The organism is Sporomusa acidovorans, assembly GCF_900101845.1.
GTDB classification, from domain to species: Bacteria; Bacillota; Negativicutes; order Sporomusales; family Sporomusaceae; genus Sporomusa; species Sporomusa acidovorans.
In genome coordinates this window covers 53,346-72,053 of sequence record NZ_FNAM01000006.1, presented here as the reverse complement: position 1 = coordinate 72,053, position 18,708 = coordinate 53,346, and the positions used below count along the sequence as shown (strand labels likewise).

Sequence of the window (18,708 nt, the reverse complement as noted above, 5' to 3'; positions counted from 1 at the left end):
CTTATTTGGATGGGAGTGTGTTGCTATGCCGCGTCATCCGCTTGGTACAGGCAATGTTCTACCCGTGCCGCCGTTTAACTTGGAGGAGGTCCGGTTTTGGCTGCATATAATGGAGGAACATGCACTGTTCATTAAGAACGGGTTACCTTTCGATAAACCAGATTTGATTGAAGAAGCTACTGCTTTTGAACGGGAATTCAAGGCCTTGCGTGTGCGGGCTGAGAAGATTTCAGGTGAGAAAAAGTTCACTGAACTTATTGCCGACAGTATCAATTCTGTTAAGGAATTCATACGTTATAAACAGCTTTTACTAGGTTTGTCAATGACCAATCAATTAGGAAGTGCATTACCGCCGCTGTTTTTTGATCATATTATCCGCGAAGCCGAATATTTTTTGGCTATTTTGGAGAAGTTTCGTGCCGGCAAGAAGCTAGCCGTGGTTAAAGCGCTGGAAGCTGATTTTTGGCTACGGATTATGGAAGAACATACTAATTTTATTGACAGCAGGCTGGATCCCTCTGAGCGCAGTTTGCTGGCGGTTGTTCGCGATTATGAGACGGAATTTGATAATTTATCACAGCAGAGCCGGGACTATGTTAGTTTCTTTGAGCATAAGCCGATGGACTTGCCGGCTTTTGACCGTTTTCTGCAAGATAGCCGGGCAGCTACCGTGCGTTTACGTGACTTTAAACAAGCAGCGTATGATATGATTGAAAAAGACAGAATGCTAAGTACGATTCCGGCGATGATGGCGGACCATTTTCGCCGGGAAGCCGATCACTTTTTACTGGTGCTGGCAATGATGGAAAAAGGCGTTGTTAAGGTGGAAAAGGATGTTGCCGCGTTTAAAAATAACCAGATTGCCGCATTGAGTACGATGGAAGAAGAACTTTGTGATGAATTGCCGGACAGCTTCGTTTTCCCCGAACGTGAACCTCAGGTTGATGAGCCGATTGACGATATGGAGCTTGACTATACTCCTAGCAGCCAACGGGAAGAATTACCGGACAGTGATGTTTCTCCTATTAGCCCGAAATGGGAGAATGTGGAGGACAATGAAGCAGAACTGGTCGCTATTGAAGATAATGTAAAAACACAGGAGCCGGATGAGGTAGCTATTACGGCTAATGTCGTAGAACCCGAAAAGGTAATGCTGCCTCCTAAGCCGTCTGCTAAGCCGGAAAAGAGGAAACAGGGCAAATATAAATGGGGCGGCAATTGGCCGCGGCAACTTGGAAAAATTAAATAATAATCAATGGATAAACCAAACCCCGCCCGCTTTTGCGGGAGGGGTTTGGTGCCTTTGCAGCGAATTTATTACGGTAGGATAGCAATGGTTGACAGTAATTGACGATTGGTATTAGTGACGGCCAGCAGGGGGCCGCTGGTTAAATCAATTAAGCATAAGTCGGCAAATAAATTGCTGGTGCCAATGGCTAATTGGCTGTCAGGAATTAAGTACAAGCGGGATAACGAGCGTCCGATTGTCAACCGGTCAACTATCTTTGCAGCTTCCAAGTCAATAATAAAGATTGACGCACCATCTTCATTGACAATATAGGCGGTACGGTTATCCGCCGCCAGTGCGGCATGGCATGGATAGGTAGCCAGCCCGTTGGGGCAACTGGGGCATTGGATGGTAACTACGACTGGAGAAGAGCATTTTTTATTTAAATTAAATAAAGCAATTCCTTCACCGGTAAAAGCTGTGTTGGTAAACGGCACAATCAGGCGTTTGCCGGCTAAGATAATATTGGTCGGGATACCGGCTATGTCATATTGCCAGGTGATCGTGCCATCTGTTTTTAGCTCCATGATGGTTCCGCCTGCTTTGTGTTCCCAAGCCGTATAAATAGACTCACTGTCGGCTGCCAGACCAACGCAGCTTGCTTTAACGGCAGGTGTACCCAATAGTTCCAGCGACATTGTCGTCAGGTTGACTCGGTGCAGATTGCCGCCCGGCTCGGCAAGATAGGCAAGTGCATGATCAGATTCCGACAGGACAAATTGAGCGGGATAGGGAATAGCCATTGGCAGGCTGTAGAGAGACAGATTGGTTAGATTGATTGCCAATATGCTGTTTTTACCGTTGGTAGCGGTACAGGGCAAATAGGCTTTGGTATAGTCCGGGGTAACGGCAAGTTCAGTCGGAGTTAATTCAGGTGGAAAGCTTAACTCATTAAGAATTTTACCGCTGGGTCCGTCTGCAAGGATTATGGCAGGGGTGGTAAGATCCACAGCAAGTATTTTGTACGTCTTTACCCCATGCGATCACCTCTTTTTTTTTACCCGAAGGTTATCATTTGTTTGCATGCTACTATATATTATTGGCTTTAATCCTTTTTGGTTAATGAGTTTTTTGGAGGGAGTGTCAGCCTGTGAGTGAGAGGAAGATCAGAACCTTCCCTAAATTGTGGGTCAGCCCGGCAGAAGCGGTATTTTCTATTGCCGGTATATTATTTTTGATTGGAACGGTAAATGTTTTTAGTGCCAGTTTTGTATTGGGGGGACAGTTGTTTCAAAATAGTTATTTCTTTGTCATTCGGCATTTGATTTCTTTTAGTATCGGCTTTTTTGTTATGCTGGTATTTGCTTTTACCGATTACCGCAAGCTGCAACGCGGCTGGTTGTTTCTGGCGATTATAATGACAGTTGGCTTGTTGGTAGCCGTTCATGTCGCCGGTGCAGATGCTAACGGGGCAAGGCGCTGGCTTAGTATTGCGGGGTTTAAGTTTCAGCCTTCCGAAATAGCCAAGCTTACGGCTATTATGGTAACGGCTGCTCATTTGGGGGCAAAACTGGACCGGGGGCGAATGATAACTTTGTATTCCCTGCCATTGTTTGTAACGCTGATATTCGGCGTTTTTGTACTGAAACAGCCGGATATGGGTACTGCTGCCGTCATTGTCGGCATAAGCCTGATGTTGTATGTGTTAGCCGGTATACCAAGGCGTGAATTATATGTGCTGGGTATGGCAGGCGTAGGGATGACAGTCTATTTAGTTTATGCGGCAGCCTACCGGGCGGAACGTATTTGGGCCTGGCTGGATCCCTGGTCCTATCAACAGACTACCGGGTATCAGACAGTCCAGTCGCTACTTGCAATTGGTTCAGGCGGTTTTTGGGGTTCAGGACTGGGAATGGGTGCCAGTAAATTTCATTATTTACCGGAGGCTCATACGGATTTTGCTTTTGCGGTATTATCCCAGGAGATGGGGTTTGTTGGGGCTGTGCTGGTCTTATTGCTGTTTGGTGCTTTGGCTTGGTACGGTATTCAAATTGCCAGCCGGGCGGCAGACGGTTACGGTTTTATGCTGGCGACCGGGATAACGGCTTTGATTGTCGGACAGGCCGTCGGCAATATTGCCATGGTATCCGGAGTTATTCCGGTCACGGGTGTGCCTTTGCCGTTTATTAGTTTTGGCGGTACTTCGCTGATTGTTAATTGTGCGGCAATCGGTCTTTTAATTAGTGTCGGACGTCGAATGACGGCAAAGGTCTTTAGGCCGGGCGAAAGACGTTTCGGCTCCGATCGGCCAAGGCTTAAGCTGGTCAAAAGGGGGCCACGTCCAGCCAGCGTATAAAAGGCGATGTTTAAAGGTCTCTCTTAAGGGTAATAATTACTAATGAAATTGTATTTAGTAATTCATTATCAGGAAATTAGGCTACTAGCTAATTTCTAAGGGAGGCCTTCTCTTATGATTTGGCTTATTCGGGCAGGCGCCTATCTATTTAGCGGTTTGGCAATCTGGCAGTTTGTTCAGGGAGCCAACCCGGCCGATATGGCTATGTTTCACCGGCATCTAGCCCTTGATCAGGCTCATGGCATGATTTTCGGTGTCTGTGCAGGTTTTAGCACCTATACCGGACTGGATGTTACTTTAATCAGATTGGCGTGGGCGTTGGCGGTATTGTACCGTGGCGCAGGGCTGGCCTTATATATTCTTGCCTTTTTAATTATGCCTGTATCGTAACAGACTTATATAGTATGTATATGCTTCCTTCGGTAGGTTTTCACCTATCGAATTTTTTTTATGCGGGTAAGGTGGCATTTGCATTAGGATTCACATAAAATACAGTAAGTCAATGAGAGGAGGCTTTGTTGTGGGTAAAAAGACCAGACATGCGATGTATACTAAATCAGACAAAAGTAAAGTCATGAAAATGCAAGAGGATTCTCACGACATGGAAGATATGTGTGACATAGACGATATGGAAGAAGACATGGAGGAGGATATGGAATCTTCAAAATCGTGCTGTATGGGGACTATGAATGATATGGAGAACGATATGGAAGATATGTGTGACGCTTTTCCGGAATGTATTCAATTAGCCCATTCTTATGTGCCATGGCAAACTTATGAGAAAGCATTTACACCGCCGGAAGCACTGATGAAGGGTACCTTATTCCCGGAACTTTGGGGTGTCTATAGAATTCCTAAATAGATTAGGTTAGGAGGTGTACAGCAGTGAAATGTGAAAAACAGCTAGCCTTACTTAGAAAGATTCAAGAGATGGAATTTGTCGCCATTGAACTTAATTTATATCTTGACACGCATCCTTGTGATCAGGATGCCCTTAATGACTTTAATTGTGCAGCCGATATGCTGAGAAAATTAAAAGAAAAGTATGAATGTGAATATGGCCCACTCTTAAACTTTGGTTTTGGCGGTACATCCGGGGAACCCTGGCAATGGGTGCAGGGGCCTTGGCCGTGGGAGCTTTAATTTTTTGATAAAGGGGAGCAGAGAATATGTGGATTTATGAGAAGAAGCTTGAACATCCCGTACGTGTCACCTGCCCGGACGTGAAATTCGCCAAAATGGTTATTACGCAATACGGCGGTCCTGACGGGGAATTATCCGCGTCTTTGCGCTATTTGAATCAACGGTACGGCATGCCGACAGACAAGGCTAAAGCTGTGCTTACAGATATTGGAACTGAAGAACTTGCCCATATGGAAATCATTGCTGCTATCGTGCATAAGCTCACGGAAGGCGCTAACTGCGAAGATTTTAAAGCGGCAGGCTGGGAAGGACAGTTTGTTCAGCATGATTGTTCCTTATTTTATACCGATGCCAACGGGATACCTTGGTCGGCCAAATATATTGCGGCTCTTGGTGACCCGATAACAGACCTTACTGAAGATATGGCCGCCGAGCAAAAGGCACGGAGTACGTATGAGCATTTGATTGCCTGTACCGATGACCCGTGTGTGAAAGATACCCTTCGTTTCCTGTGGCAACGGGAAGTGGTTCATTTCCAACGTTTTGGCGAGACGTTGAATGATGTGCAGGAATGGATGTGCAAGGCCAAACATGTTTGGCACGGACATAAATGCGGGTGTGAGTAAATGTAAAAATACCCTCCTGTTCACAGCGGGGGGGTATCCTATTGTGAGTAAAGGAATGGTTAATGGTTTCCTGACTCATTTACAAGGTTGTATAATACTTTAGCCTGTTACGGATGTTATCAAAATTGGGAAATTATCATAATTTTATTAGTGCTGAGCTCGTGAATTTGATAAATGCAAAGGAATTTTCTTTTGCAAGAAAAAGTAAACAGTTAGTGAGTCCCCGGTAGGGCTCTTTTTTTATGTCCCCAATTATGCCTGCCGGGGCAAATGGTACCTATTTCGGTTGATGTTTACAATACATCAGGACATGACAAAGCTGCTAGCATTCAAGCGGCTGTAAGTCCTTAATTTTATTGCAGAAATAAATTATTATTTCAGAGGTTTTTGTTATCCGTATACCGAATAAACGAAGATGTATACTACAAGCATCCCTAGGAGATGAAACGTTGAAAAAATTTATACTGCTGGTTTGTGGTTTCCTTTTTTTATGTATACTTCTTCTAAATGATTTGAACACAGCAAATGCTTCTAGTCTGTCATCAAGTAAAGCCGAGAGTGAATTATCAGAGAATAATCAGCTAAATTTTAGAAAGCTTTGTAAAGATACTGGTTATGTATTGTCGGGACCTATGCACTGGGATAATTCCGAATGGAAAAGTTTTTTCCTATATGGTGGAGGAACATATCTTATCTATAAAAACGACAATCATATTCGTAACTGGTTTCAAGATAGGCATAGTAATGATGGCAATAGAATAGCAAGATTGGGCAACGCATTACCCTTAACAGGAGTAATTTATATGGGTGGAACGTATTTCTGGGGTAATGAAAAACAAAAACAAGTTTCTAAAGTCGGGTTGGAAAGTGCATTCAGTACTTTAATTATAACTGAAACATTAAAAAATGCTGTATCGCGTAAAAGACCGTCTGGCACGGGACATGATTCATTTCCATCTACACATACGGCTGTAGCGTTTTCGTTAGCCACTGTTATCGCCAATGAGTATAAGGACGACAAGCATGCCGGATCTGTCGCTTACGGACTTGCGACGGTTACCGGACTTTCACGAATATATGATAATCGCCACTGGTCATCAGACGTAGTTGCAGGAGGATTAATTGGATACTACACGGCTAAAACAATAATTAAGTTGAACACAAGCCCGAAATCTAATACAAAAATACAGCCATTCATAGATAAAGATAAGGCCGGAATGTTAGTGAGAAAGAATTTTTAGGGGTATGCGTCGCGATATTGCTAGCTCTTGGTTGGTTCAGAGAGGTCTCTGTTTGAAAAATCATGTATTAAGACAATATTATTAAAGAAGGCTGTCATTGCGCGAGAAAGCCTTTTTTTTTTGTTTCTCTCAAAGACTGCGGTTGTAATAATCCTAGGAGCCGCCGAGATCTTTTATTATCAAATGTTAAATTTTTGTAAACTAAAATTTAAATTGACAATATACGCGTTACCAAGATAAAATACAGATAAACAAGCCAATACATGTGGCATACCCGCTGAAAGGCGGGGACGCAAAGCCGTGGGTCTAACGGGACTTTTACCTATGACTGCCTGGTTGCTCTTACAAATGATTTTGGGAGTAAACCGACAGTTTTTTTATTTTTCACCTATTTGGGTATTAGTTAATTTAACATATATCTTGATAAGATAGCTATTCTGCAATTCAGACCAATACTTACATCGTTACATGGGAGATGAGGGGTAACAAATGAAGGATAGACGGTTTTGGCTGGCGGTGGTTTCGGCGTTAATCGCTACACAGCATCATCCGGGTGAAGCCGCAGTAGCTGCCGGGACGGACACAGACCGCGCCAATCCTGTTCGCGGTCATGCTACTGTGGTAGAGGAAGAGGCTGTTGTTGCGCTGTTTGATGATTGCAGATATGAAGAAGTTATCGAGACGGCCAGTGCGGCATGGCCACGATTAGACGCTATGCCGGAGAGAGTATTGTATTGCGTGTCGGAGAGTTCTATCCGGGCAGGCCGGGTGCAGGCGGCAAAAAAGGGATTTGAATTGCTTATTGCCAGAAATTCACAAAAACAAAGTTATCGTGCCGGGTTGGCATACACCCTGCTGTATGGTGGTGAGTTGGAGAGAGGCTTAAGCCTGTATCACCAGGTATTGGCGGAGAACAGGGGATTGCTGGCAGGAGCGGCGGAAGATGCTGTGGCCCTTTTGTCTCAGGGCAATATTGGCGGCGGCAAGGCGTTGTTTAAAATGGTCATGGATTTTAGTCCTGATCAGCAATATTATCGCCAGTTGTATCAGAAAAGCTTGCGGCTGTATCGGATAGCAGATGATAGCGCAGTGTCGCCGGGCACAGATTCACCCGCACCCGGTACGCAACAGACTTCTGTTATGACTAAAGACGAGCGGGAATCATTACATACCCAAGCTGTAGCAATGGCCCAAAATGGTCAATTTGAGCAGTATACGGGTATAACCATGCCCTTCCCGGTAATAAAAAGTGTGAGTACGGCTTATTTTGAGCTTAAGGAATATGATAAAGCCATGGATGTGCTGCAGCCGGCTGTGCTGCGCGGTGAACGGGATGCGCTGTTATGGGCGGGGGAGATGTATCTTCGCCGCGGTGACTCCCGAAACGCTCAATTATACTATGAATGGCTGCTGTCCGGAAATCCTAATGATTATGAAGTATATCTCAGCCGCGGTATGCTGAGTATGGAGATAAAAGATTACCGGCAGGCGGTCTGGGATTTGGAACGGGCGCGCAGGCTGCTGCCTGACAGTCCGGACAGAGCCGCAAGGCTGCTTAACGTGGAACATAAGCTGGCCACTGCCTACATGCAGTTAGGACAAGACCAAAAAGCTGCGTCACTGCTGGGCAGCTATACGAAAACCATCCCGATTGAGGATTCACTGGCCAGTGACTATGTCACAGCACTGGTCAACAGCGCTCAGTACGAATTGGCGGTACGCGAGGGGGAGCGGTTGTGGCCGGCATATAAGGGACCGCTGCCGGGCCTGCGGTCCCTTGCCGAAAGTTATATTCGCCTTGGCGAACAGGATAAGGCAGCGGCTGTTTATCGGCAGCTTGCTAAGCAGCAGCCCGGCGACGATATCAGCCTGCGGACGCCGGCGTTTCAAGCTATGCTAAACGGGCGGACTATGGAAGGCCTGGGTCTTTATGATAAATATATCAGCCAAGCGGCAGTCCATGCGGACGAAGTGGCTGGTGATGCGGAAACTTTTATTAATACAGATCAGTATGTTGCCGGAAAAACGCTATTTGAATTACTCCTGAAAAAATATCCCAAGCCTATTTACCGTCAGCAGTATGCCGAAGTTTTAGCCAAGAAAAAGCTTAATCGCGCAGCCTATAAACAATATCAAGCACTGGCTGACCAAGCAGAGGGGGAATTAGCCGGGTTATCCGGCATGGCCCGCACAGCCCTGGCGCTGGGTGATTATCCGAATTCCCGCAAGGCATTGGATGCGATTACCGGTAAGTATGGACGCAGTAAAGCCGTTGCGGCGCTTGCATTAGACTCTAATGATAAAAATGTAGATAATGGAACGAAAAACGATATGGTGCAGGATAATTTTTCGCGAATGGAACCCAAGGTGTTAAGTACAGCGAAGCCGCAAGAGCCTTCTCTCCTTGCGGTAAACAATCAATCGCTAGCTGCGGATGATCCGGAGAAATCTAGCCGAATGGCAACCACAGTAAACGGTAAGGAAGAATTCGCCTATGAAATGGCGCAGATTGCAACGACGTTTTTAGCTGCGCCGATTACTAATCCCGAAACTTTCAAAATTGATTTTGCCTATGCCATATCTACGATTACGGCAAAAGTCATGCCGCTTTTGCCTAGTGAACAAAGAAATGAATTTTCCTATGAAATGGCGCAGATTACGTCAGCCGTAATCAACGAGCAAAACTTAGATATAAAAAAAGCCAAGGCTGAATTTGCCCAGCTTACAACAAAAATAATCAATCATGTTGATAGCGTTATCAGCGGCGAAAAACCAGCAGTCTTACAGAAAAATGATAGTACGGAACCAAAAGTACATGACGCTGCGCAACTTGATATGGACACCTACACAGGCCTTATTGATGATCTGATGGAGGTTGGCCACAGTAGCAGCAAGTTTATCAATAACAAGATCAACATCGATGGTGAAATACGTTATCACTATGCGGCCAATAGTGGTGCGGCAAGACTTAATAAAGACGTAACAGGACTGCGGCTTTATCTTGATGCCTACAGCAGGATCAGTAAGGATTGGCATGCCTATGCAATGCTGGAAGGTCAAAAGAATATAACCAATTACAATAATAAATTGGAACTTTCCCGCCTATATGTAGCCGGTAAAGTAGGAGCATCCACGGTGAAAGCGGGATCGTTTGGTTATCTAATGGCGGAAGGCAATATTTATGATAGCCGGTTTGACGGGATCAGAGTGGATTTTGGCGGCCCGGTAAAGTACACGCTTAGTTATGGAGAAACCAAGGATACAAAAGCTACTTTTATAATAGCGGCACGATACAATGATTTTGACTATAATCTGGAAAGCGGATTTTATCATTATCAACCGGACGATGGAACTTACAAGCAAAACATCATCTGGAATATTAGCGGAAATTATAATTTTAGTAACTTTAGCTTGGGCGCCATGTATTTACGGTCTAGCCTGCAGGACAGCAACGGGGATAACAACGGCTATGTACTGAGCTTTAATTATGGCGATCAACGTGACAGTAGGCCGAGAACCTATAATTTGTTTGCAAAATATTACAATCAGGCCCGGGGAACTTATATTGACCATGGTATGAATGGTCAAGGCAGCTCTATGGAGGGCATGAAAGGCTATGGAGTAGGAGTGAATTATACGTTGGCCCAAAATCTCGTCCTGGGTGTTGAATATTATGATTTAACTGATAAAGTTTCCGGGGAAAAGGGGAAAACACTGTGGGGCCAGGTAACTCATTATTTTTAAATCTAGTAGCAGGTGAGTTGGAATGGAGTTAGCAATATCTTATTATTACTGGTACCTGTAGTCAGAGGAGGTGGTACTGTGAAAGGCTGGACGAAAGCAATGATACTGGTTTGTCTTACAGCCGCTGTCCTGATTGTTGCGTTTTTCTTTTTTAAACCACAGTTAGCCCAGGAGCATCGCGGTGCGATAACCGTAGCTAATCCTTATAATGCCGATGAAGAAGTATCGCAAGCCTTAGAACAACTGAAAAACAACCCAGAAACGGCCATGATTCTTACCGGCAGTAAGAGTAGCTCCCGGCAGATAGCCTTGACTTTTGACGGACTGACAGACCGGAATACCATACAACAGATTATTGCATTATTACAAAGGTATAATGGCAGGGCGACTTTTTTTGCCGATGGAATACTGGCGGTCGAGTATCCGGAGACGTTGACAGATATTCAAAATGCCGGACAAAAAATTGAAAGCTATACACTTGTGGGACAGTCTAAAATGGAAGCTATGCCCATCGAGAAATTAGTTTATGATTTTTGCCGTACAAAAAAGATTATCAGGGAAAATACACGGCAAGAGCCGGCCCTGCTCAAGTGCAATGACACCAAGTATACCGCTCAGGTGCTGCAGGCCGCAAAAGCCGCTGGCTTTACTTATGTTGTTCAGAGTGACGTTTTAGTTAATGTCAAACAGTTTTCCACCCCTGCAAGTGCAGCTGCCGTTGTTGCGTCTCTGAGGCCGGGCAGTATTGTGTCTGTCAGACTAAAAAACAAGATTGAGCTGTTTGCCAATGAGCAAAAGAAAAAAGATGTTCAGCCGGCCGTTGACAAACAACCGGGCTTAAAGGAAATATCCCAACCGAGCGTAGGGGAAAAAGAAGTTGTTAGGGCTGTGGAAAACCTGCTGATTGCGCTGCAAAAAGCGAAATATAGTACGGTTTATGTGGAGGATATTGCAAACCATAATCAGACAACGGCCAAGAGGTTGGAGAATAGGACTGCCTTTGCCAGTTTGAGCAAAGCCACTTCTTTCCTGCAGGAACAAGTTCTGGGCTTATTGAGCTGCCGGACAGCCTATGCGGCGGAATTGGTGGATCATAAGTCCCAAGAAATTAAGATGATTTCAACCACAGAACCGGCGCTTTCCTATACATTCGGAGGATTAGCCAAAAGGGCGGTCGTAGACGATGTACTAAATAAGTTGAATGATCTTGGTATTAAAGCGACGTTTTTTGTTGCAGAATCAGAAATGAGAAAGTATCCCGAAACAGTCCGGAAGATCATTGCCAACGGACATGAAATTGGTATTGCCATTGTACCGAAAAACGGGGAAACTTTTGATGAAATCTGTAAGAGTATTATTCTGAGCCGTCAGCAACTGCAAGAACAGTTTGGTGTGACAACCAGTCTTGTAAAACAGCCATGGGGTGTTGTGACAGATACAACCAGGGAAGCTGTTGCGGCGGTGGGATGCCAATTAATTGGACAATCGTTAAATATTATCCAAAGCAAGCATAAAGATTATACTTCTGCCGAGCAAGTGATCAATGAAATCTTTGGTAAATCGAAAATTTCCTTAGCGCGCGGACAGATTGTGCACTTTAGAATGGATTTTTATACCAATGACAAATTAGTTGCTGACTTGCTGGAAATGGTCAAACAACGCAAGGTGGATAATATTGCCTATGCAACATCCTTTGATAGTCCTGCGCTAAACCATGCCAATGATTCCTCATATAGGCTTAAACCTGTAGGCGAAATCCTTACTAATAAAAAATATATTTATCAATATCCTGTCGATCCGTCAAATGTATCGGAACGCGTACGCAATAATGGGCGTGGTTTTCCTATTGATCAGCATAATTTTCTTAGCGAAGTCGAAAAGCGTTATATCGGCAATGAAGATGTTACTTACGAAACAAGTATACTTGGATTTTCCAAAATGGATGTCCGCCGTCTTGATAAGCAAGGTTTCATCCATACTGAAGACAATGTTATTTTCCTCACTTTTGACGATTGGGGGACAGACGCAGCCATTAATAAAATATTATACGTGTTGCGTAAACATCAGGTAGCGGGCACATTTTTTATCATTACGCATAATGTAGCCCAAAACCCCAATCTACTCAGGACAATTGCTATGCAAGGGCATGACATTGGCTGTCATTCGGACCTGCATAAACCAATGGTAGTTCATGATCCGCGTACAGGCAAATTAACGGCAACGCAGGATAAAGAAGAATATACCCAAGAACTAGCCGAGGCTTATCAAAAATTGCTGGCTGTGGTTGGCGATGCAACCGTTAACGGCAGGCCTGCCTTGACCAAGTTCTTCCGTCCGCCGGCGCTGGCAATTAGCAAGACAGGATTGGAATCGTTGTTTGCAGACGGTTATGAATATAGTGTTTCCGGTTCCTGCAGCACCAATGATTATAAGGCCGAAAGTGTCCCCCAGCTTGTGAAAATAATGAAAGACGGTGTATATACAGAAAACGGTGAAGTTAAAAAGGGGGCCGTTTTGGTCATGCATATGACGGATAGGGCCGCTTATACGGCAATGTCTTTAGATATTTTATTAACAGCCAATGAAGCCAAACCGGATTCTGATCCGTCGAAATTTAAAGTGGGCAGATTGTCTGATTATTTAATAGCGGGCTATTCGCAAATAGATCGTAAGAAAACATTACAGCTTGTACATAGCTCCGGGAATCTTCAGAAGTAGCTGCCGCACTATCATCAACTTGCAGGGAGGTGGGCTATGGAGACAATAGCGGAACAAGTCAATAAAACGGAAGAAGATATCCTGCTTGCCGCCAAGCCTGACCGCAGACTGCTCTCAAAAGTACCGGACAAAGAGGAACTGCGTACCAATGTGGACAGGCGCCGGCTTACAGGACGCCAGGAAGAGAAGAATGATTTTACAAGCCGGATAAAAGCAGAAAATTTAGGCCGGCGATATTTGGTTAATTATGAGGTTGCTATTATTTATGTTTTAGGAAGAAAAAAAATCAAACGCTCCGGGAAAGGAGTGGATATTTCGACAAGCGGGATGCTGCTGGAGGTTTCTCACGCAGTGGCGCAGGATTTGAGTCAAGCCAAACATATTCGTCTGCAGTTTGCGATTGCGCCCGGCACAATGCCGGAAGGGTATGAAATGAACGTTGACATTGGGGCAAAATATATCCGGCTTGAAAAAACTGCCGAGGGAACGATTCGCTGCGGGGTTGCTTTTTCAGAATCGCTGGCGCAGTTTGCAACCAAGAAAAAAAATTGGTATTTGCTGTCGATAGCCTCATTCTTCCTGTTTATCATTTGTGCCTGTGTCATCCTCATGCGGGCGGAAAGCGTACTATACTTTAAGTTTAATAGAATCTTATACCTGTATAGTATGATTGCAGCCACCTTTCTATTAAGCCGCTATTTATTTGCGACCTTTTACCGGCCCGTCACTATTGATAATGACTTTACTCCCGGTGTCAGCATTGTTATTCCCTGTTTTAATGAAGAAAAATGGATACAGCGAACGGTTATCAGTTGCATCAATCAGGATTATCCTATTGATAAACTGGAAGTTATCGTTGTCGACGATTGTTCGAATGACAAGTCTTTTGCCAAAATTAAAGAAATAGTGGAAGAGTTAAGGGTTAAAGAAAAACGCTATGAGGTGGAAATGCGGCTTCATTATTTCCGGCAGCCGCAGAACGCAGGCAAACGGGAAGCCATGGCTACAGGTGCAAAGCTGGCACAGCATGAACTGGTGGTATTTGTTGATTCTGACAGCTTTTTGGATCCTTTTGCCATTAGAAATATCGTCCAACCTTTTAGAGATACAAAAATGGGAGGCGTTTCCGGCAGAACCGATGTGGCCAATACCTACACCAATTCACTTACAAAAATGCAGGCTGTCCGCTATTATATTGCTTTTCGGATTATGAAGGCGGCTGAAAGCTATTTTGATGCTGTCACCTGCTTGTCAGGACCGCTTTCCTGTTATCGGCGGGAATTAGTTCTCAAATACATGGATGCGTGGCTTAACCAGAAGTTTTTGGGGGAGAAGGCTACGTTTGGCGATGACCGGAGCATGACGAATTTCATCTTAAGGCACAACCGGACCGGTTATCAGGATACAGCAATCTGTACGACCATTGTGCCCAATAAGTATAAGGTTTTTTTGAAACAGCAAATGCGTTGGAAACGGTCCTGGCTGAGAGAATCGCTGATTGCGGCTAGGTTTATGTGGAAGAAAGAACCTTTTATGTCATTGTCCTTTTACATGGGAATGCTCGTACCTTTATTCGCGCCTATTATTGTTGTTTACAATTTGGTCTACATTCCGCTTATTCACAAGGTATTTCCCCTTACCTTTATTCTTGGCCTGTTGTTAATGGCTCTGCTCATGAGTATGGCCCAGTTATTTCTTAGAAAAAGTTCAACCTGGATCTACGGATTATGGTTTTGTTTATATTATGAAGCCGTACTTTTATGGCAAATGCCCATTGCCTGGGTTACCTTTTGGAAAACCACCTGGGGTACCCGCATGACGCCGGCCGATCTTTTGGAAGTAGCAAAAAAAAACCACAGAACAATGTAGAGGATTGACACTATGACAATGCCACCGCAGAAGTTTATAGCGCGCAGAGACAGAAAACAAGCGCAATATGCACGCTTTACCGAGCGCAAGGACAGAAGAAAAATAGTGAGTGTCGTGCTGCAGCTTATGGTCATTGCTGTCGTTGCCGTTATTGCGGTGTTCACGTTGACTACCGTAAAAACGTATCAACCTTATACGGAACAGACTGCAAAATTTTCAGGCGACAGAGGTTTTATCGCACTTTCCTATTTTGGGGTGGAGCGGGTAGGTCAGCAGGATATCATCGGTGCAGGGCGCTTGCAGGAGCATTTACAGGCTCTTAAAAATCTAGGTTATGTAACGATTACCCAGCAAGATCTTATGGACTACTATCAAGCGGGAAAAGAACTGCCGGAAAAATCATTGTTTTTAATGTTTGAGGACGGTAGAAGAGATACAGCCGCTTTCTCCCAAAAGATTTTGGAAAACTTAAATTTTAAAGCCACAATTCTCACCTATCCTGAAAAATTTGCCAGTAAAGATCCCAAATTCTTAATACCGGAAGAGCTAAAGGACATGGAGAGAACAACGTACTGGGAAACGGGTACTAATGGCTACAGACTGGCATTTATTAATGTCTTTGACCGTTATGACAATTATCTCGGGGAATTGGATCAACTCGAGCAGGCCGGTGTCGCGCCATTTTTAGGACGCAGATACAATCACTATGTAATGGACTATATCCGTGATGAATATGGGATTCCCAAAGAAAGCCACGCCCGGATGAAAGAACGGATCTCACATGATTACGAAACGCTGCACGATAGCTATATTAAGGCTATTGGCTATGTTCCCGCCACCTATATTCTGATGCACGCCAATACCGGTGCGTTTGGCAACAATGACAAGGTAAGTGCTGTAAACGAGTATTGGATTAAAAATTTGTTCAAAATGAATTTTAACCGGGAAGGATTTGCCCTCAACCAGAGAAATAGCAGTATCTATGATTTAACGCGCATGCAACCTCAGCCCTATTGGTATACCAATCATTTGTTAATGCGGATACAATATGATAGTAATCAAGACCTGGATTTTGTTCAGGGTAATTTACGCCAGCAAGAAAATTGGGACACGCTTACTGGTGCATTGGAAATTCAAAATGACACCATAGTTTTAACGTCTTTACCTCAAAAAACGGGCTTGGCGCGTTTAAAAAACAGAAATGACTTTGGCGATATACAAGTTTCTGTAAGACTAAGGGGTAATAAAGTTGGCTTGCAAAGAATGTATTTCCGGGCAGATGAGAATTTAAGCAGGTTTTTATCCGTTTATGTTCTCAACAATGTTTTATATGTTACCGAAAAAAATAGCGGTGCCGAGAAAAAATTATTTACCTTAGATTTAAATCAGCATGCCGGTAAGAAACGATTATCTGTTCCCGAGGATAGGAAAGCGGCTGAGGTGTCAGAATTAGAAACCTTCCGCCAGTATGCCGCATCGCCGGAAAAAGCGAAACTGTACGAAGAGCAGTTGCGGGCAAAAGAGCAGGAAACGGCGCCCACGGTGGCGGACGGGGCTGTGGAATATATACCGGAAATTAGCCTTCACACCCCGGGCGACCACAAACTGATCATATCTCTTAAAGGCGACCGGTTACGTATTGTTGTAGATGATAAGGAAGCAGTCAGTGATTTGCCGGTAGCAGATACCGCGGCAGGCGCTGTTTTTTTAGAAAGTGCCTGGGGTGGCTATGGTCAGAATCAGCCTAATTTGGTCGATGATGTATATGACGGTGTATTTGAGAAACTGGTTATTACCGAAAATACCGGAGAGGCTCAAGAAAGAATTTTGTTTGACAGCAGCCTGGAAGGTCTGGATGCCGTAAAGTTTAAGTTAAACCGGATGTGGGAAGCCATTCTTAGCTTTTTTGTTCGATAGCTTGTAAGCAATGTAATGGGGTGCAGTATGATGATTAGCTTAGCATGTAAGTTTGGCAAAGTGGTGTTATTAGCGGCTGTGTTTGTTCTTTTGACGGGCTGCAACTACGGTAATCAGTTGGCCGGCAGAGCAGACGCGCAGGAACCGATCAGCAGGTCGGCCTGGCTCGCTTATTGGGATTTGGATGCCGGTGAAAAGGATCTGCAGAGAATGGGGGAAAAACTCGATAAACTTTCTTACTTTGCAGCTTATTTTGACGCGGATGACCATCCTGTCATTCCCCGGGAACTGAGTGAGCGGCACCGGGAATTAGCAGCGAAAAAGGGAAATTATGAATCATATCTTACCTTTGTTAATGATAGGCAAAACCCGGACGGGTCGTCGGAACTAAAGGATCTGGAAGTTCTGCGCAGGTTATTAGCCGATGAAACAGCCAGAAGAAAGCATATTGATGAAATTATTGCCCTAACTTTGCGAGGTGGATATGACGGCATTGAGCTTGATTATGAGCGAATCTGGAGAGACAAGGAAATCGCGCGGTGTTTTCCTAAATTTACTGATGAACTCTATGAACAAGCCCGGAAAAATAACCTCAAAGTAAGGATTGTATTAGAACCGGGTACACCGTTTTCCACAGTTGCCTTCACCCCCGGACCGGAGTATATAGTCATGCTGTATAACCTTTATGGAACTCATAGCGGACCGGGACCAAAGGCTAATAAGGAGTTCATTCAAAAAACGCTGACCCGCATGAAATCCTTACCCGGGAAGAAGTCAGTTGCCTTGGCAACAGGGGGAGGCCAATGGGGTGATAACGGCGAACGCCGGTTTTTAACAGAGAACGAAGCCAAAGATCTCGCGGTGCAGCATGGCGTTACTACCAGGAGAGATGAAAGCAGTCAATGCCTGGTGTTTGCGTATAACGATCAGGGTGCCGCCTATGAAGTGTGGTATGCTGACGGGAAGACAATAAATTATTGGATAGCTATCGCTAAAGAACAGGGCGTTCAGAATATCAGTTTGTGGCGGCTGGGCGAATAATTTCCTTAGCGAAGGCCTAGCGCACATTCATTGTTTCCGGCATACAATAAGATAAGTGATGGATTCAAAGGAGGAAATTGTCATGGATAATCGACAATTTTGTACTGGTGAATTTTTTTTTAGAGATAGCTTTATTTGGATTATTATTATCATTCTTAGTCTGGTCTTCTTATTTATTGGCAATGCTTTCTGGTCAGAGTAAAGCCTAGGTTTCAACAAGCGGGAATACACTCACCCTATACCTCCTAAAGGGGTACAGGCGGCTTTGGCACAAGCCAAGTCTTTTCTTATGCGAAAGCTAGTAATTTTGGCGATGGTAACACGATTATTGATTTTCGAATAGTATACAGTAGATTAACTATCTTTATCGACAAAGGAGGAATTGGGGTGTTTTGGTGGGGTGCTAACAGGGAACTTTGGTTTGTCCTCTTAGTTATTAGTTTATTTGTTTTGCTATTCCCGGCTTTTGGAGATGATGGTACCAGTACTTGTTAAACCGCCTGGAAAATGCAAATCACAACAACAGTGGTGTTGCATGGAAGCCGCGCTGGAGTCAGCGCGGTTATTTCTTTTTCTGTTAACCATTGATTACGAGAATGTGTTGTTTAACATAGCGAGAAATTGGGAATAGTATAAACTAGCTTAGCAAAAAGTGAGGTGAAAGCTGGTTTGCTACGGTTCCGCAATAATCCTATTGTAATTTTTACAGCTTTGCTAACAATTTACACAGTGTGTAATTCCCTTTCGGCTATTTTTAAGTAAGGGAAAAAATGTGTGTTGTTAAGAAACAGAAAAACAGCTATTCCACGGGGAATGCTGTTTTTC

The 18,708-nt window shown here is 44.3% G+C and carries 13 protein-coding genes and 1 riboswitch; of the genes, 12 read left to right on the top strand and 1 reads right to left on the bottom strand.

Features of this window, described 5'->3' with window-relative positions:
- Positions 1-25 precede the first annotated feature (25 nt).
- Complete coding sequence (locus tag BLR65_RS06515) at positions 26-1,249, top strand: DUF2935 domain-containing protein (RefSeq protein WP_093793383.1); 1,224 nt, start codon at positions 26-28, stop codon at positions 1,247-1,249.
- Between the two features lie 68 nt (positions 1,250-1,317).
- Here the strand turns inward: BLR65_RS06515 and BLR65_RS06510 are convergent, their stop codons facing one another.
- On the bottom strand, positions 1,318-2,238 hold the full coding sequence (locus tag BLR65_RS06510) for a YncE family protein (protein ID WP_093793382.1): 921 nt from the start codon (positions 2,236-2,238) through the stop codon (positions 1,318-1,320).
- Positions 2,239-2,378: 140 nt separating this feature from the next.
- Here BLR65_RS06510 and BLR65_RS06505 point away from each other — a divergent pair, with 140 nt between their 5' ends.
- From BLR65_RS06505 to BLR65_RS06455, 11 genes are all read left to right on the top strand, one after another.
- The gene (locus BLR65_RS06505; RefSeq protein WP_245692519.1) at positions 2,379-3,584 is read left to right on the top strand and encodes an FtsW/RodA/SpoVE family cell cycle protein; all 1,206 of its coding nucleotides are present in this window, start codon (positions 2,379-2,381) and stop codon (positions 3,582-3,584) included.
- Positions 3,585-3,698: 114 nt separating this feature from the next.
- Positions 3,699-3,974 (top strand): PspC domain-containing protein, encoded by a 276-nt coding sequence (locus BLR65_RS06500; RefSeq protein WP_093793381.1) that lies wholly within the window; start codon positions 3,699-3,701, stop codon positions 3,972-3,974.
- Positions 3,975-4,104: 130 nt separating this feature from the next.
- A complete protein-coding gene (locus tag BLR65_RS06495) occupies positions 4,105-4,446 on the top strand; it encodes a spore coat associated protein CotJA (protein WP_245692517.1) in 342 nt (113 codons plus the stop codon).
- A gap of 23 nt (positions 4,447-4,469) precedes the next feature.
- Complete coding sequence (locus BLR65_RS06490; RefSeq protein WP_093793380.1) at positions 4,470-4,727, top strand: spore coat protein CotJB; 258 nt, start codon at positions 4,470-4,472, stop codon at positions 4,725-4,727.
- Between the two features lie 26 nt (positions 4,728-4,753).
- Positions 4,754-5,353, top strand: coding sequence for a manganese catalase family protein (locus BLR65_RS06485; RefSeq protein WP_093793379.1), 600 nt, complete (start codon positions 4,754-4,756; stop codon positions 5,351-5,353).
- Between the two features lie 449 nt (positions 5,354-5,802).
- Positions 5,803-6,594 (top strand): phosphatase PAP2 family protein, encoded by a 792-nt coding sequence (locus tag BLR65_RS06480; RefSeq protein WP_093793378.1) that lies wholly within the window; start codon positions 5,803-5,805, stop codon positions 6,592-6,594.
- Positions 6,595-6,851: 257 nt separating this feature from the next.
- Positions 6,852-6,938: riboswitch (cyclic di-GMP riboswitch) on the top strand.
- 145 nt (positions 6,939-7,083) lie between these two features.
- Entirely contained in the window at positions 7,084-10,338 is a 3,255-nt protein-coding gene (locus BLR65_RS06475; protein ID WP_093793377.1) for a tetratricopeptide repeat protein, read from the top strand.
- Between the two features lie 78 nt (positions 10,339-10,416).
- Complete coding sequence (locus tag BLR65_RS06470; protein ID WP_245692515.1) at positions 10,417-13,056, top strand: polysaccharide deacetylase family protein; 2,640 nt, start codon at positions 10,417-10,419, stop codon at positions 13,054-13,056.
- 36 nt (positions 13,057-13,092) lie between these two features.
- Complete coding sequence (locus tag BLR65_RS06465) at positions 13,093-14,925, top strand: glycosyltransferase family 2 protein (protein ID WP_093793376.1); 1,833 nt, start codon at positions 13,093-13,095, stop codon at positions 14,923-14,925.
- Between the two features lie 12 nt (positions 14,926-14,937).
- Positions 14,938-16,842 (top strand): polysaccharide deacetylase family protein, encoded by a 1,905-nt coding sequence (locus tag BLR65_RS06460; protein ID WP_169717078.1) that lies wholly within the window; start codon positions 14,938-14,940, stop codon positions 16,840-16,842.
- 27 nt (positions 16,843-16,869) lie between these two features.
- Positions 16,870-17,883 carry a glycosyl hydrolase family 18 protein gene (locus BLR65_RS06455; protein WP_245692512.1) on the top strand — a complete coding sequence of 338 codons (1,014 nt, stop codon included), beginning with the start codon at positions 16,870-16,872 and terminating at the stop codon, positions 17,881-17,883.
- Positions 17,884-18,708: the final 825 nt, after the last annotated feature.

What these genes read in the sequence shown, in the direction of transcription:
- BLR65_RS06515 (WP_093793383.1), top strand. Translation starts at nt 26, where the DNA reads ATGCCGCGTCATCCGCTTGGTACAGGCAATGTTCTACCCGTGCCGCCG.
- BLR65_RS06500 (WP_093793381.1), top strand. Translation starts at nt 3,699, where the DNA reads ATGATTTGGCTTATTCGGGCAGGCGCCTATCTATTTAGCGGTTTGGCA.
- BLR65_RS06485 (WP_093793379.1), top strand. Translation starts at nt 4,754, where the DNA reads ATGTGGATTTATGAGAAGAAGCTTGAACATCCCGTACGTGTCACCTGC.
- BLR65_RS06475 (WP_093793377.1), top strand. Translation starts at nt 7,084, where the DNA reads ATGAAGGATAGACGGTTTTGGCTGGCGGTGGTTTCGGCGTTAATCGCT.
- BLR65_RS06465 (WP_093793376.1), top strand. Translation starts at nt 13,093, where the DNA reads ATGGAGACAATAGCGGAACAAGTCAATAAAACGGAAGAAGATATCCTG.
- BLR65_RS06460 (WP_169717078.1), top strand. Translation starts at nt 14,938, where the DNA reads ATGACAATGCCACCGCAGAAGTTTATAGCGCGCAGAGACAGAAAACAA.
- BLR65_RS06455 (WP_245692512.1), top strand. Translation starts at nt 16,870, where the DNA reads ATGATGATTAGCTTAGCATGTAAGTTTGGCAAAGTGGTGTTATTAGCG.